12 protein-coding genes, 2 rRNA genes and 1 pseudogene are annotated in these 15,588 nt (G+C 42.5%); 8 read left to right on the top strand and 7 right to left on the bottom strand.

Annotation, left to right across the window (positions count from 1 at the left end; all coding sequences use genetic code 11):
* Positions 1-6 precede the first annotated feature (6 nt).
* Positions 7-2,826, top strand: a 23S ribosomal RNA gene (locus tag ACMX3D_RS04615).
* Positions 2,827-2,886: 60 nt separating this feature from the next.
* Positions 2,887-3,004, top strand: a 5S ribosomal RNA gene (gene rrf / locus ACMX3D_RS04610).
* Between the two features lie 130 nt (positions 3,005-3,134).
* Here rrf and ACMX3D_RS04605 read toward each other — a convergent pair.
* Positions 3,135-4,166 carry a hypothetical protein gene (locus tag ACMX3D_RS04605; RefSeq protein ID WP_482750287.1) on the bottom strand — a complete coding sequence of 344 codons (1,032 nt, stop codon included), beginning with the start codon at positions 4,164-4,166 and terminating at the stop codon, positions 3,135-3,137.
* Between the two features lie 522 nt (positions 4,167-4,688).
* Here ACMX3D_RS04605 and ACMX3D_RS04600 point away from each other — a divergent pair.
* On the top strand, positions 4,689-5,504 hold the full coding sequence (locus tag ACMX3D_RS04600) for a hypothetical protein (RefSeq protein ID WP_482750286.1): 816 nt from the start codon (positions 4,689-4,691) through the stop codon (positions 5,502-5,504).
* Between the two features lie 125 nt (positions 5,505-5,629).
* Here ACMX3D_RS04600 and ychF read toward each other — a convergent pair whose 3' ends face one another.
* The 3 genes from ychF to ACMX3D_RS04585 all read right to left on the bottom strand — a co-directional run bounded on the left by ychF (position 5,630) and on the right by ACMX3D_RS04585 (position 9,695).
* Positions 5,630-6,721 carry a redox-regulated ATPase YchF gene (gene ychF / locus ACMX3D_RS04595; RefSeq protein WP_482750285.1) on the bottom strand — a complete coding sequence of 364 codons (1,092 nt, stop codon included), beginning with the start codon at positions 6,719-6,721 and terminating at the stop codon, positions 5,630-5,632.
* A 46-nt stretch (positions 6,722-6,767) separates the two neighbouring features.
* On the bottom strand, positions 6,768-6,977 hold the full coding sequence (locus ACMX3D_RS04590; RefSeq protein ID WP_482750284.1) for a hypothetical protein: 210 nt from the start codon (positions 6,975-6,977) through the stop codon (positions 6,768-6,770).
* A 189-nt stretch (positions 6,978-7,166) separates the two neighbouring features.
* Positions 7,167-9,695, bottom strand: coding sequence for a sugar phosphate nucleotidyltransferase (locus ACMX3D_RS04585; RefSeq protein ID WP_482750283.1), 2,529 nt, complete (start codon positions 9,693-9,695; stop codon positions 7,167-7,169).
* 505 nt (positions 9,696-10,200) lie between these two features.
* On the opposite strand from ACMX3D_RS04585, the gene ACMX3D_RS04580 reads away from it, so the two are divergent.
* The 4 genes from ACMX3D_RS04580 (at position 10,201) to ACMX3D_RS04565 (ending at position 12,627) form a co-directional block, all read left to right on the top strand.
* Complete coding sequence (locus ACMX3D_RS04580) at positions 10,201-10,392, top strand: hypothetical protein (RefSeq protein ID WP_482750282.1); 192 nt, start codon at positions 10,201-10,203, stop codon at positions 10,390-10,392.
* Between the two features lie 15 nt (positions 10,393-10,407).
* Positions 10,408-10,596 (top strand): hypothetical protein, encoded by a 189-nt coding sequence (locus ACMX3D_RS04575; RefSeq protein ID WP_482750281.1) that lies wholly within the window; start codon positions 10,408-10,410, stop codon positions 10,594-10,596.
* A 91-nt stretch (positions 10,597-10,687) separates the two neighbouring features.
* Complete coding sequence (locus tag ACMX3D_RS04570) at positions 10,688-11,092, top strand: response regulator (RefSeq protein ID WP_482750280.1); 405 nt, start codon at positions 10,688-10,690, stop codon at positions 11,090-11,092.
* 512 nt (positions 11,093-11,604) lie between these two features.
* A complete protein-coding gene (locus ACMX3D_RS04565) occupies positions 11,605-12,627 on the top strand; it encodes an IS4 family transposase (protein ID WP_482750279.1) in 1,023 nt (340 codons plus the stop codon).
* 68 nt (positions 12,628-12,695) lie between these two features.
* Here ACMX3D_RS04565 and ACMX3D_RS04560 read toward each other — a convergent pair.
* Positions 12,696-13,421: pseudogene (locus ACMX3D_RS04560) on the bottom strand (DEAD/DEAH box helicase family protein); the annotation flags it as partial.
* A 120-nt stretch (positions 13,422-13,541) separates the two neighbouring features.
* On the bottom strand, positions 13,542-13,673 hold the full coding sequence (locus ACMX3D_RS04555; RefSeq protein WP_482750278.1) for a hypothetical protein: 132 nt from the start codon (positions 13,671-13,673) through the stop codon (positions 13,542-13,544).
* A 47-nt stretch (positions 13,674-13,720) separates the two neighbouring features.
* Between ACMX3D_RS04555 and ACMX3D_RS04550 the strand changes: the two genes are divergently transcribed.
* Positions 13,721-14,806, top strand: coding sequence for an IS1096 element passenger TnpR family protein (locus ACMX3D_RS04550; protein WP_482750277.1), 1,086 nt, complete (start codon positions 13,721-13,723; stop codon positions 14,804-14,806).
* Here ACMX3D_RS04550 and ACMX3D_RS04545 read toward each other — a convergent pair.
* The gene (locus ACMX3D_RS04545; protein WP_482750091.1) at positions 14,803-15,435 is read right to left on the bottom strand and encodes a tyrosine-type recombinase/integrase; all 633 of its coding nucleotides are present in this window, start codon (positions 15,433-15,435) and stop codon (positions 14,803-14,805) included. The genes ACMX3D_RS04550 and ACMX3D_RS04545 overlap by 4 nt on opposite strands.
* Positions 15,436-15,588 lie beyond the last annotated feature (153 nt).

Raw genomic sequence — 15,588 nt, 5'->3', positions numbered from 1 at the left:
TAAAGTGGTCAAGCGAATAAGAGCTAATGGTGGATACCTAGGCACACAGAGGCGAAGAAGGACGTGGTTACCGACGAAATGCTCCGGGGAGTTGGAAGCAAACATTGAGCCGGAGATATCCGAATGGGGCAACCCTAAATACAGCCTGTTGAATATATAGACAGGTATGAGCCAACCCAGCGAACTGAAACATCTTAGTAGCTGGAGGAAGAGAAATCAAAAGAGATTCCCTGTGTAGTGGTGAGCGAAAGGGGAAGAGCCTAAACCAAAGGGTTTACTCTTTGGGGTAGTGGGACAGCAATATCGAATCTAGCGGTTAGACGAAGCGGCTAAATACCGCACCAAAGAAAGTGAAAGTCTTGTAGTCAAAAACTTAAGGATAGTAGCTGAATCCCGAGTAGCATGGGGCACGAGGAATCCCATGTGAATCAGCGAGGACCATCTCGTAAGGCTAAATACTACTGTGTGACCGATAGTGAACCAGTACCGCGAGGGAAAGGTGAAAAGAACCCCGGAAGGGGAGTGAAATAGAACATGAAACCATTAGCTTACAAGCAGTGGGAGTCCGATTCAACGGATGACCGCGTGCCTGTTGAAGAATGAGCCGGCGACTTATAGGCACTGGTAGGTTAAGTCAAAAATGACGCAGCCAAAGGGAAACCGAGTCTGAAAAGGGCGATAATCAGTGTTTATAGACCCGAACCCTGGTGATCTAACCATGGCCAGGATGAAGCTTGGGTAACACCAAGTGGAGGTCCGCACCGACCGATGTTGAAAAATCGGCGGATGAGCTGTGGTTAGGGGTGAAATGCCAATCGAACCAGGAGCTAGCTGGTTCTCCCCGAAATGTGTTGAGGCGCAGCGGTAATGAATATACCTGGGGGGTAAAGCACTGTTTCGGTGCGGGCTGGGAGACCGGTACCAAATCGAGACAAACTCAGAATACCCAGGGCACACATTGCCAGTGAGACAGTGGGGGATAAGCTTCATTGTCAAGAGGGAAACAGCCCAGACCACCAGCTAAGGTCCCCAAATCATCACTAAGTGATAAAGGAGGTGGGATTGCATAGACAACTAGGAGGTTTGCCTAGAAGCAGCCACCCTTGAAAGAGTGCGTAATAGCTCACTAGTCAAGCGATCCTGCGCCGAAAATGAACGGGGCTAAGTGATGTACCGAAGCTGTGGGATTAATTAATTAATCGGTAGGGGAGCGTTCCGTGGTAGGTAGAAGCAGTAGCGGCAAGCAGCTGTGGACGAAACGGAAGTGAGAATGTCGGCTTGAGTAGCGCAAACATTGGTGAGAATCCAATGCCCCGAAACCCTAAGGGTTCCAGAGCCAGGTTCGTCCGCTCTGGGTGAGTCGGGTCCTAAGGCGAGGTCGAAAGGCGTAGTCGATGGACACAGGGTGAAGATTCCCTGACTATGATATGGGAGCATTGCTAGGGACGCATGAAAAATAGCTACACCCTAATTGGTTTGGGAGGAGTTTACGAACTCCGTGTAGTCAAAGATAGTGCCAAGAAAAGCTAGTAATGTGATGAACATATTGTACCCGTACCCGAAACCGACACAGGTAGGGAGGTTGAGTAAACTAAGGGGCGCGAGATAACTCTCTCTAAGGAACTCGGCAAAATGGCCCCGTAACTTCGGAAGAAGGGGTGCCCAAGAAATTGGGTCGCAGTGAAGAGATCCAGGCGACTGTTTACCAAAAACACAGGTCTCCGCAAACTCGCAAGAGGAGGTATGGGGGCTGACGCCTGCCCAGTGCCGGAAGGTTAAGGAAGTTGGTCAGGGCAACTGAAGCTGACGACCGAAGCCCCGGTGAACGGCGGCCGTAACTATAACGGTCCTAAGGTAGCGAAATTCCTTGTCGGGTAAGTTCCGACCCGCACGAAAGGCGTAACGATCTGGATGGTGTCTCAGAGAGAGACTCGGCGAAATAGGAATGTCTGTGAAGATACGGACTGCCTGCACCTGGACAGAAAGACCCTATGAAGCTTTACTGTAGCCTGGAATGGTGTCCGGGCTTCGCTTGCGCAGGATAGGTGGGAGACGATGAACTTTTCCTTGTGGGGAGAAGGGAGTCAACGGTGAGATACCACTCTGGCGAAGCTAGGATTCTAACTCATCTCCGTCACCCGGAGAGAGGACAGTTTCAGGTGGGCAGTTTGACTGGGGCGGTCGCCTCCTAAAAGGTAACGGAGGCGCGCAAAGGTTCCCTCAGCACGCTTGGAAACCGTGCGGCGAGTGTAAAGGCATAAAGGGAGCTTGACTGCAAGACCGACAAGTCGAGCAGGTACGAAAGTAGGCCTTAGTGATCCGACGGCGCAGCATGGAATGGCCGTCGCTCAACGGATAAAAGTTACTCTAGGGATAACAGGCTGATCTCCCCCAAGAGTCCACATCGACGGGGAGGTTTGGCACCTCGATGTCGGCTCATCGCAACCTGGGGCGGAAGTACGTCCCAAGGGTTGGGCTGTTCGCCCATTAAAGCGGTACGTGAGCTGGGTTCAGAACGTCGTGAGACAGTTCGGTCCATATCCGGTGCAGGCGTTAGAGCATTGCGAGGAGCCTTCCTTAGTACGAGAGGACCGGGAAGGACGCACCGCTGGTGTACCAGTTATTGTACCAACAGTAGACGCTGGGTAGCCAAGTGCGGAGCGGATAACCGCTGAAAGCATCTAAGTGGGAAGCCCACCTCCAGATGAGTGCTCTCACCACTATAAGTGGGTAAGGTCACCTGTAGAACACAGGTTCTTAGGCGGTAGGTGGAAGTGCAGTAATGTATGTAGCCGAGCCGTACTAACAGACCGAGGGCTTGACCTCGCAACTTTGGTGAATATCGCGTTTCTTGCAGCCTTCAGGGTCTCTGACCTTACAAGTTTTCCTGGTGCCTATGGCGCGGTGGAACCACACTGATACCTTCCCGAACTCAGAGGTGAAACGCTGCTGCGGCTACGATAGTTGGAGGGTCGCCTCCTGCCACAATTGCTCGGTGCCAGGTCTATTATTATCAAAACCCTCTTTCACTCACGAAAGGGGGTTTTGTTATGACAAGCTCGCCACTAAGATTCGATGCTATCGAATCTTAGTGATATCAAATCTGTAGACAATCGCTTACTGCCAGAACTAGTTTAATTCGTTTCCTGAATTTGCAAGCGGATGGTGTGTTCTGTAGCGCTGCTCAGTTGTAGTTCCATCATTTCAGTACCAAGAGGTTCAATGCAGCTGAGGAGCGATCGCAGGTTTGGTGTACTTGCACCTGTGTCTACATACAATCTATCGGCTAAACTGCTGATGCGTTTCCATGTCATGTATAACTTGCCAATCAGCTGTTCCATTTGGGAAGCTTGATTGACTAAATCAGCCGCAATGCTTAAACAGCCAACTCTGTGGGCTTCTTCTAAGGCGGTTTCTATATCTACATCTTCTTTAGCCAGTGCTTGGACTTGTGCTGCCGATTTGAGATACTTGGCTAATTGACGGGCTTCTGTCGTTACCTGCTTGATGGTGTCTACGTCAGGGTTGGCAATAATTTCTTTTTGAATAAATTTTTGGTGCTGTTCTGGTAACTTTTCCATTTCTTTTACCAGTGGGGCTATGTAGCGCGGAGGTAAGGAATTGTCTGCGGCTTTTACCTTGACTGGTTCCGGGATTAAATCTGAAGACATCGCCATCCATTCATCGGTGAGTTGGCGGACTTCGCGGCGGGTGATGCGATCGCCTTTTTGGGCGGCTTCACTCACCATTTGTTGCACTTCTGGGGCGGATTTAGCTGTTTCAACAAAGGCACGTTTGCTAAAGTTATTGACTGCCGAGGGTTCTAGCCTGCCTTCTTCTAAAAGCGTATCAGCACTATTTGCTAATTGAATCCAAGAGTAAGCTTGGCTTTTGCTGATCTCTCTTTCCTTTAGCCATTTAAGAAAGCCTGTACCTCTTCCATCACCACCTTTTTTCTCTCTATCACGTACTGCTCTTAAAATTCGTCCCCGCCAAATTTCTGTTTGCAGGTCAAAGCGATCGCATACTTGCCAAGCTATATCCAACTGCTGTAAGAAATCGGACTCAGGAATCTGTTCATCTTCTGGATCTGGCAGTTCAAAGGTAAGATCAGTTGGCTGTTGTAGGGCAGCAGCAAGGTCATTAATAGCGTCGGTATCTTGCACGGTGGATAACAGACTAGAATATGCGTCGGCTTATTATGACATAATCTGCGTGTAATGAAGCAAAATCTCCTAGAGAGTTGTGAGTGTAATTAAAAGTTGCTAATGGATACCTGCATTTAAACAGCAAGCTTATAGTAGTTCAGATAAACAGAATTTACATTTTTTCATAGTATTTTACAGTTGATGATTCAGAAAAACACATCAGCTAAAAACATCAGACTAGGTTTGATAATAGTCATCTAATTGTAAAGTCAATTGCAAAGTAGATTTAACAATTTAAAAACAATTTAATTAATTTTATTACTATTAGCTAAATATAGAGTAATTGTAGCTATTTGATATGATTAAGCATCGACTAACATCTTGCTACTTATTGACACTGACTTCTGTATTCATGAGTGACAATAAACATAATTTTGTTAAATTGATATGACAAGTTTTTTCAAGTTAATAATCAATATCCTATTTTTAGGAACCTTGTTATTGTTATGCCAACGAGTTTGGGCGCAAGAATAGCTGCCCGTGCGTGGCGGTATCCCTTTTGGCATTAGTGGAATAGCCTTGTTAGAACAACAAAGTAATTCTCTAGATTTTTTGATTGCCCATGATAATAAACAGAAAAATCAAAGTCGTCTAGCAACTATTAGTATTCAAGGCAAGAAGTCACATGAGTATTTTCCTCTAAATTGGCAGAGCAAAATAGCTTTACCAATAGACTTAGAAGCTTTAACATCTGTTCCTAGAAGCAGTAATTCTTGTATTGCGTTAGCTAGTTCTGGTGAGGCTTATCATTTGAACTTCAATCCAGTCAATAAAACAATTTCTGTGATTCAAGAATTTCATCTCTCAGGAGTTATACCAGAAAGTAATTTTGAATCATTTGCGCTGCAAGACATAGATGGCAAATTAGTTGCTGTGTGGGCGCATCGTGGCGCAGGAGAACAACCAGCGACTATTTATTGGGGAACCTTAGATTTAACTAAATATCAAGTTATTACTGTAGGTTCTGCTAATTTTAAAGTTCCTTTCCCCTCTGGAAATGTACGTCATATTTCCGATTTAAAAATAGACTCTGCTGGAATTGTATATGTTACCTCAGCCAGTGATGCAGGAGATGATGGACCATTTCAATCAGCTGTATATGTTGCAGGTTACGTGGGATGGCGTGGTAATAAATTAATTTGGCGGCAGAGTTCGCAATTAGTGCCTCTCTACCGCTCTGATTATCACAAAATTGAAGGTATGGAACTAGTACCTGGTGCAGCAGGCGGTTTAATTGTGGGTACTGATGATGAAAATTTCGGTTCCTATGTGTACATGGTGGGTGGAAGTAGCTAAGGCAGAACTTACGCACAAAAGTTAACTGCTGAGATTGGGTGTAAGGGTGCAAGGGTATAAGGGTGAAGGTGTTTTCAACTCTTATACCTCTAATTTTCAACTACACCCGCATAGCCCTATTTAACCTAAACATTAAACCGGAATAACATTACATCACCTTCTTGGACGATGTACTCTTTGCCTTCACTTCTGACTAAGCCTTTTTCTTTAGCACCATTCATCGAACCGCTGGCTACCAAATCATTATACGCAACGGTTTCGGCACGAATAAAGCCCCGTTCAAAATCAGAGTGAATTACACCTGCGGCTTGGGGTGCAGACATACCAGCATGAATTGTCCAAGCGCGGGTTTCTTTGGGGCCGCTGGTGAAATATGTCCGTAAACCTAACAGGGTGTAAGTTGCGCGAATCAAAGATTTTAAGCCGCCTTCTTTCACACCTAAAGATTCTAAAAAATCAGCTTTTTCTTCTTCGGATAATTCTACTAATTCTGCTTCTACTTGAGCAGAAACGATGACGACTTGAGCATTTTCTTGCGATGCAATTTGCCGGACTTGTTCGACAAATTCATTACCTGTTGCTAAGTCATCTTCCGAAACATTGGCAGCATAGATAATTGGTTTGTTGGTGAGCAGTCCTAATCCTTTAATAATTGCTGCTTCTTCTTCATTTAAACTGACTTGGCGGACAGATCTACCTTCGTTTAACGCAGCAACTAATTTTTCTAGAACTGTGATTTCAAACTGAGCTTCTTTGCTGGTGCGGGCTTGTTTCCGTGTGCGTTCAATGCGGCGCTCAATTTGCGCTAAGTCTGCTAAACCAAGTTCTAAATTAATGATTTCAATATCCCGTGCTGGATCAACAGAACCGGCAACGTGGATAATATCATCATTCTCAAAACAACGCACCACATGAACGATCGCATCAACTTCCCGAATGTGCGATAAGAACTGATTACCCAGTCCTTCACCCTGACTCGCACCTTTCACCAACCCGGCAATGTCCACAAACTCAACACGGGCAGGGATAATTTGTACAGAACTAGAAATTTGCGAAAGCACGTTTAACCGTTCATCCGGTACTGCGACCACGCCGACATTCGGTTCAATCGTGCAGAAGGGAAAGTTAGCAGCCTCCGCTTTGGCATTGGCTACTAAGGCATTAAACAAAGTAGATTTTCCGACGTTGGGAAGTCCGACAATTCCGGCTCTTAGCATGTTGAATTTTAGATTTTGGATTTTTGGCTCAAACTACTAAGATAATTCAAACAGGTTCAGGTATGGTTTGGGGAATTGTACCTGGAACTGTTTGAGGAATTGGGGCTGGGATTGTCTGAGGAATTGGTGTAGGTACAGTTTCTGGCACAGGTTCAGGAATTGCTGGCCCTGGTGTAGGTTCAGGAGTGGGTAGGGGGTGTGGTGGCGGAGTAGGAATTTGTGGCTCAGGAATCGAAATAGCTTGGATATCAATCATGGGTAGTCTAGTTAAACTATCTGTCTTTCCCAAACTAGATGATTACCTTAAATGCTGGCATCTTCCTAGCTAATAGAAAAAGGCTGAAGTATAAAGTCTAAAGTATGAAATTGAGCTTCAGATCCCCAACTTCTTTAAGAAGTTGGGGATCTTGTGTTTGCTATCTACTCTTGCCAATTAAAGAAAGCTTCAAACTTCGGCTGGGTGATATTCTTGTTGTCTTTCAACAAAGCTTTGTACACGGTTGCGGTAGTTTCTGATGGTATCATCTACCCAATCGCGATCGCTACTGTTAGCATACAAATGTACTAATGGCTCACTAGCATCGGGTAGAACTAACAGCCAATTGTCATCGTAAGGTTGACCAATTTTCACGCCATCAATGAGTTCGAGGTTTTGGGCTGGGTGAGTTTCTACCAAATAACGCATTAATGCACCCTTGGCAGTCCAGGGACAGCGAATTGTATGAGTTCGGTGAATTACACGCGGCAATTCTGAACGCGCAGTCGCCAGCGATCGCTCTTGAATTGTTAGCATTTCAATAATCTTGGCAATGCAGAACATAGAATCAAACCCTGGATGCAGTTGCGGGAAGATGAACCCAGTTTCGCCACTACCTCCCAACACTACATTGGAATTTCTTTGGCAAGCTTCCATTAAAGCGGTGGGGTTAGCTTTGGTGCGAATCACTCGACCATCGTGGCGACGGGCGACTTGTTCCACTGCACTGGAGGCGTGAACAGGTACAACTACTGTACCTCTGGGGTTCGAGGTTAATATCATGTCCACCATAAGTGCGGTTAACATTTCTCCTCGAATTGGAAAGCCTGATTCATCCACTAAAATTAGCTGTTCGCCATTCGCAGAGACTTGCACACCAAAATTAGCCTTGAGTGCTTCCACTACATGACCTAGCTGCGTTAACAGCCCTTCTCTGTCAGCAGTAGTAACAGCGTGTTTATTCAAGCTGGCATTCAGCACCACTGCATCCGCGCCGAATTTATCCAGCATTTGGGGTAAAACTGCCCCAGACACAGCATAAACATAGTCAATCACAACCCTAGCGCGACTGTTGCGCAACGTAGAAACGTGTAGTAGTTTTTCAAAGGCTGTGCAGTAACGGTCAATCACTTGGCTGGGGTAAGCAACATCGCCAACTTCATGAATCAACGCCCGCCGCATATCTTCTTTAAAGAAAGCCCCTTCAATTTTCTTTTCTTGGGCTTTGGAAATGTTAATGCCTTTGGCATCCATAAATTCAATCAGGATGTAGTCGGGGCGGTCTGGATGAACTCGCACATGGATACCGCCAGCCACCGACATGGTAGGAATCACTGTCCGGGCGATGGGGATAGCGGTAGCATCAAGATTTTGAATATCAACCCCAACAGACATTAAACCTGCAATCAGCGATCGCGTCACCATACGAGAAATGTTTCGTTGGTCTCTCGACACCGTAACTTTAGAACCTGGTTTTAAAGTCGAACCATAAGCCGAACCCAACCGTACAGCAAATTCTGGGGTAATGTCGATATTCGCTAATCCTTGTACACCACGTTGTCCAAACAAATTGCGTTGGGCAGTATTACCCCAAATCAGGTTGATGTTTAAAATCGCACCAGACTCAATTTTTTTACTAGGCCAGACACGCACACCAGTACTAATTTGCGCTTCTTCTCCTACCGTAGATAACGAACCTACCACAGCAGCTTCTAATACATGAGCGCGACGGTCTACGCGGCTACCACGAGAAATCACGCAAGCACTTAGATGTGCTTCTTCTCCAAGAATTGCGCCATTCCATACAATCGGACGCTTGAGATTAGCATCAGATCCAACCGTAACGTTATCACCAATTACCGTTCCCGCTTCAATCTGAACTCTAGCCCCAATGCGGCAATTGTCACCGATAATGGTTGGAGTTTCGATATTCGCTGTCTGGTCAATAAAAGTATTTTGTCCTACCCACAAACCAGGGGAAACTTCTTTATATGCAAAGTCGAGTTTGACCTTACGATCTAAAGCATCATATTGAGCTTCTCGATAAGCATCTAAATGACCGACATCGCACCAGTAACCTTGAGCAATGTAGCCATACATTGGCTCATTTTTGGCTAAGAGTAAGGGAAATAAATCTTTAGAAAAGTCAGATTCAGTATTAGCTGGTAAATAATCTAAAACTTCTGGTTCAAGAATGTATGTACCAGTGTTGACTGTATCGGAAAAAATTTCGCTTGTAGATGGTTTTTCTAAAAATCGCTTAATTTTTCCTTCTTCATCGGTAATTACTACCCCAAACTCAATTGGGTTAGGAACTCTCGTTAAAATCAAAGTGGCTTTTGATTGTTTTTGTTTATGAAATTCAATTGCTGCTGTTAAGTCAAAATCTGTTATACTATCGCCGCTAATTACTAAAAAAGTTTCATCAAGAAGTTCGGCAATATTTTTTACACAGCCTGCCGTACCAAGAGGCTGGTCTTCTTCCACAGCATAGGTCATTTGTACGCCAAAATCACTACCGTCTTGAAAGTAATCTCGTAAGACATCAGGTAAATAATGTAATGTGGCAATCACCTCAGTGATTTGATGTCTTTTGAGAAGATTGATAATGTGTTCGGCAATGGGCCGATTGAGAATCGGCACCATAGGTTTAGGTAAATCGCAAGTTAACGGACGAAGCCTTGTCCCCGAACCGCCTGCCATCAGTACTGCACGCATAAATCCTCCTAAGCTATTTTGCAGCATCAGCTGCTTGCAGACTCTTGAGAGTATGGTCTTTCTTTAGTGTCTTATAGATGTTCTGATTTCAGGAACTTCCACAAGATGCATCTAATCAGTGTTAAGCATATTTACTCAACACAACAGCCTATTTGTCTAGAAGAAATTAAGAAATGTTTCGGAAAATCGAGTTTATTTATTATGCCAGTTTTAAAGTTTTAGAGGTAGCAAGAAAGTAGAAAAAAGAACATAGAAATATAGAATAATATATTTCTTTTTATCTTTATAATTAATCTTAATTAACTTAAACCGATAATATACTAGGTGAACTAGCGACAATGCCAGATGCTACTTTACACTGGAATCAGAGAATGTTCTATTACATCCTTCATTGGTTTGAAAATTAGGTTTAAAGTCTACCTGGTCACGTATAGATTAAGAATTACTGAGAAATTTTGACAATTCTTAACTTAATTTTAGTTAGTAGCGAACGGAGTTCATTAACATGAGCAACTTAATTGTGTTTGTTGTGATAGTAGGTTACGTAGGTTTAGGTTGGAAGTTCTGGTCTGGATTTACACGGACTAACTTTACCCCATCCTTACCTAATCGCATTGCGTTATCTGTGTTATGGCCAGCTTTATTTATCGCTAATAAATCCTATCGTCGCAACTTTAGAAAAGCATTGAAGGGTTAGGCATTAATTTTAAGTTTGCAAGTATCAAAGTTTGGCGATCGCCGATATATTAAAACAGTTTCGTTTAGTGCTGAAAAAGAGAAAAAGAGTAACCTAAGCTACAAAGTGAAGAAATGGATCGGTCATGAAAAAGCAATAAAGCTTTGGGAAGTTAAAGCCACAAGCCACCAAAAAAGAATTGATGCGATCGCCAATCTGAACTAGCAGGTAATTGGGCTACATTTCCATACTAAAGAACAAGACATTCCAAATTTTTTGTCAGCATTCTTGAAATACAAATAATAGTTTATTTGTTATGCAACCTCTTCTCTCACTTGCTGGATTAAACGTTCTCGTAGTTGAGGATGATGATGATAGCCGCTTTTACATTACTACTGTGTTAGAGACAGATGGAGCCAATGTTGTTGCAGTTCCATCAGCAGTAGCCGCTTTGCAAGTGTTACCTGAATTGCAACCCGATGTTGTAATTAGTGATATAAGTATGCCTGGGGAAGATGGCTACACCTTGATTCGTAAAATACGCGCACTAAAACCAGACAGTGGCGGACGAGTTTTAGCTATTGCCTTAACAGCTTATGGCGATCGCGAGAGTTGCCTGCGTGCATTAGAATCAGGTTTTCAGACTCATGTATCTAAACCAGTTGATCCAGAAGAATTAGTCGAGATAGTCTCTAATTTGGTTGCTTCTTGTAATTGGTAATACCAAGTTGCAGTAAAAGATCGTAAATTTACAAAATAATACACCTTTCAGTAGTTGTAACCCTAACCCTATTTATGCATTTTTCTTAATATTTATAAAAGTATGGACTCATTTATTTATAAAGCTAATCAGTCAATTTGTGACTCCTAATCACAAAGCATTTCTACCAAAAAAAGCATTGCATCTTTGTCAATCTGCATATTCACTCAATCTCTAAAATCCTGATTTAACCATCATTTCCCAATTGTTTAGTAATACCAATTTGAAAAAAGAATGCGACAGATGGTAGATATATACAGAAGTAGCGTTCAGGGTATGTGATGGCAGGAGTAACGCAGATCGAGATTGAAGAAAGTGTCGAAGAACTAGAGAATTTGCTGAGGCATCAAAAGCAGTCTCGGCTTAAAGAACGTATACAAGCCCAGAAATGTTGAATGTTAAGAAAAGCCTGATAAAAATAGCCCAAAATCTGGTAGAGTTTGGGCAAAGAATAAAAATATATCTGTTTGAAGATGATTATAAAATCGTTTCCTAAGATTGTCAAAGGTATCCTGAAAGAACTACCAAAAAATGATTATCCAGTCTTGAACAGCCGTCTGTTCTTTGAGTGTTGGCTATCTTATGTCATGGATAACAGCCTCACAAGTATGCGAGACTTATTTAAAAGATTGAATAATACAGGGTTTTCGATAGATATTTCTACTTTCTCTAAAGCTAATCTACATCGAAGTCAAAAGCCTTTTCAAAAAATTTATCAAAAACTGAATGAGTTAGTAAAGCAGAGAAATCAGAAAAAATTACAGAATAAATACGATATTTGTCCAATAGATTCAACAATTATTACTTTGACAAGCAAGTTGTTATGGGTACTAGAGTATCATCAGGTAAAACTTTTTAGTTCCTTGAATCTGACCACAGGAACTCCAGAAGATAACTTCATAAACTTTGGGCATAACCATGATTATAAATTTGGTTCAAGAATGATGTCTAATTTACCAGAAGATGCTGTAGGGGTAATGGACAGAGGTTTTGCGGGATTAAAATTTATCCAAGATTTAGTACAACAAAAACAATATTTTGTCCTCCGGATAAAAAATAATTGGAAGTTAGAATTTCAAGCAGCAACTGGACTAATAAAAATTGGTGCTTCTGAAGATGCTCAAGCTTATAGAGTGGTGAATTTTTGGGATTTAGAAACCCGAACTGAATTTCGGTTAGTTACTAATTTACCAGCAGATGGAGAAGCCGCAGTTAGTGATGAGGAAATCCGGGAGATTTATCGATTGCGTTGGGGTGTTGAATTGTTATGGAAATTTTTAAAAATGCACTTAAAACTGGATAAATTAATTACTAAAAATGTCAATGGTATTACTATACAAATTTACGTGAGCTTGATAGCTTATCTCATTTTACAGATATTATCTATTCCCGAAAAATGGGGATATACATTATTAGATAAATTCCGCTATTTACAATCTTGTATGTGTCAGAAAATCAGTTATGTTCATTGGTTTGAGGAGATGATGTCATGTTGACATTTTCGCTCTTTGTGGACTTAGTATAATCAACAATGTAAAGTTTTATATCAACATTCAACGTTTCTGGGTTTAAAGTCATTGACTCTAGTTTGATCGACCAAAATATTACGGTCTGCCAAAAACAGAATACGCTTTTTCGCCCCCGACTTCCACAACCGCCAGATAATCTGAAAAGCTGTAAAAGTCTTACCTGTACCCGTCGCCATCACTAACAGAATGCGGTTTTGACCCTTAGCGATCGCCTCAATTGTCTGATTAATGGCAATCTGTTGATAATAGCGTGGTTGTTTTTTATCAGGACTGGGATAGTAATCTTGAGCCACAATCGGCTGAATGTCCGAGTTAATTCCCTTCCAATCACAGTATTTTTGCCAAAGTTCCTGCGGTGTCGGGAACTGATTCAAGGGGATTTCCCGTTCTCGCTGTCCTTCGGTAATGGTGCGATCGCACATCATAAAAGCGTCGCCGTTCGAGCTAAAGATGAATGGTACATCAATTAATTCACCAGTTGCGATCGCCTGTTGCATTCCCGCACTGACTGAGTGATTATTATCCTTAGCTTCAATCACAGCCAGTGGTACACCGGGTTTGTAATACAGCGCATAATCAGCGCGTTTTTGCTCACCTCGACTAGCAAGCTTACCCCTAACAATCACCCTACCTTTTGTCAGAGTCACTTCTTCACGAATCTGAGTGTTAATATTCCAGCCGCGATTAACTAAAGCAGGTGTAATATACTTTGTACAGATATCACGTTCACTCAAAGATTTCTTATCTATCGCTTCTGACATAAAAGGGTCGGTTTAGAGTTGAGGAGTATAGGCAGTGAAATTACATAGCCTACCGTAGAGAGTGTTAGGTATGTAACTTGTATTATGCTATATCTCAACGTCTGGATGTCAAATTAGCTACTAATATTTTTGAAGCTCTACCTGCTTTGTTGATGGATGCGCTGGTTTAACTGGCTGCTGCCACTGTATACTAATGGGCGATCGCTTAAATGCCATCTTACTTTCTAAAAAATCCAAACAAGCTGTAACCATTGTAAATAAAGAGTCTTATATCCCCTATAAATGAGAGTTGAAATTAGATGATGAGACGACTTTTTTCCGTTCCCAATCATCTGCGAGAACAACTTCCCACCCTGACGGAAGATAAAAAGCAAATCCTTCAACAGAAAACCATTAGCCAAAATTCCCCAGGAACAATTCTGCGGGATTTTCAAACCATACTAGAATTTCTCCAACCAGATGGGGTGGAAGTCAGCAGCACATATCATCAATTTTCTCTCAAATACCTCCAGCAACTTAATTCTCGCTTAAGTTACCCCATTGAAACTAACCTCAAACGTCCCCAACAAAAATCCTATCCATACATTCACGGATTATATTTTGTCCTTCGTACATCTGGACTGTCTCAAGTTATCACTCAAGGCAAAAAAATCAAACTAGTTTTAGACGAACAACGCCTCAAAATTTGGCAAGGCTTCAACCCAACTGAAAAATATTTCACACTCTTAGAATCCTGGCTACTTTGGGGAGAAAGCGAACTTTTAGGTGAATCTAGAGACCCACATAGACCATTATTTCGCTGCTGCCAATTTTGGCGAGAAATTCCTGAGGAAGGTTTAATTTTTAACAGTTACCAAGAGCAAGATAAATTAGTCTATTATCCAGGCTTCCACAATCTTAGCCTGTTGCATTTATTTGGGTTTCTCGAACTTACTTTTGGAGAACCAGAACCAGGTAAGGGATGGCGTTTTACTGCTGTCAAACGTCATCCTTGGGGAGATGCCATGATAGGGTTACTCTCGGAAATTTATGATGAAATTGAACCACAATCAGAAGATGAGGAAATATCTCTGGATTTCCGCATCGCATTTGAAAAACTCAAACCGTATCTCCAAGAATACTTTCCTGAATGGGAACAAACTTTAGTCATCGCCAAAGGCGAGTTTAACGAGGCAATTTATACTTTTAAAGTTACGTTGCTAGACGCGTGGCGACGTATAGCTATTCCTAGCGATCTCAATTTTGATCGAGTAGCCGCCGCAGTTGTCAAAGCATTTGATTTTGACTTTGAACATCTTTATCGATTTATTTACAAAGACCATATAGGACGCATTTTTGAATTTACTTATCGGAGAGCGAAAAATTTCGGGGGAGATGGGCATTAATCATCCCAAAGACCTTGAAATTTAGTAGATGCAAGTTCGGTGTAACGAACTGTGTGCTGAATATTTTTATGTCCCAGGTAACTCTGAATTGTCCGAGTGTCAATACCTCGATTAGCCAAGTAATAGCCCGTTCCATGCCTTAGCATATGAGCATGGACTCTGAAAGGTAGACCAGCTAACTCACCAGCTCGTTCAACAATGCCGGCGATCGTATCATGTGCCAACGGGCCATGTCGAGAGGACTGGAAAACGTAGGGACTAGCAGGATAATCTCTTTGAAGCTTGCGGAGAGAACGAATTTCCTCAGAGTAAAGAGGATGAGTAGATGGAGTACCTTTTTTAACCCGCTTCACGTAAATTGTACCACCATTCCAATCTATTTGTTCCCAGCGCAGAGATGCCACCTCTGCCACTCGCAATCCGTGACGATAGATTAACAAAATTAGGGTTGAGTTTCGATGAGCATGGCGACCCTTGGATTTTTTGATAGCTGACCGCATCAACTCAACTTCTTCTGGTAACAAATGTTCTCTAGTCCTAACCTCTGAGTATTTGTGAGAGTTAGGCGACTGACGCTCTCCTTTTTGAGTTTTACCAACTTTCGGTACTTGGAGGAGCTGCTTGATCATGACCCAAACCCCTAAAAAGCTTGGGGTATACGAGCTGATTTTACCAACTTAGACACGAAAGTTGGTAAGCACAAAGACATAAAAACCAAGCCAGTCTTCTACAGAAATCTTTGACTATAAAGTAAATTTAATTACACTGCTTTGCGTTTTTTA

The organism is Anabaena sp. TISTR 8404 (assembly GCF_056847745.1).
This window is presented reverse-complemented; position numbering and strand designations above follow the sequence as displayed.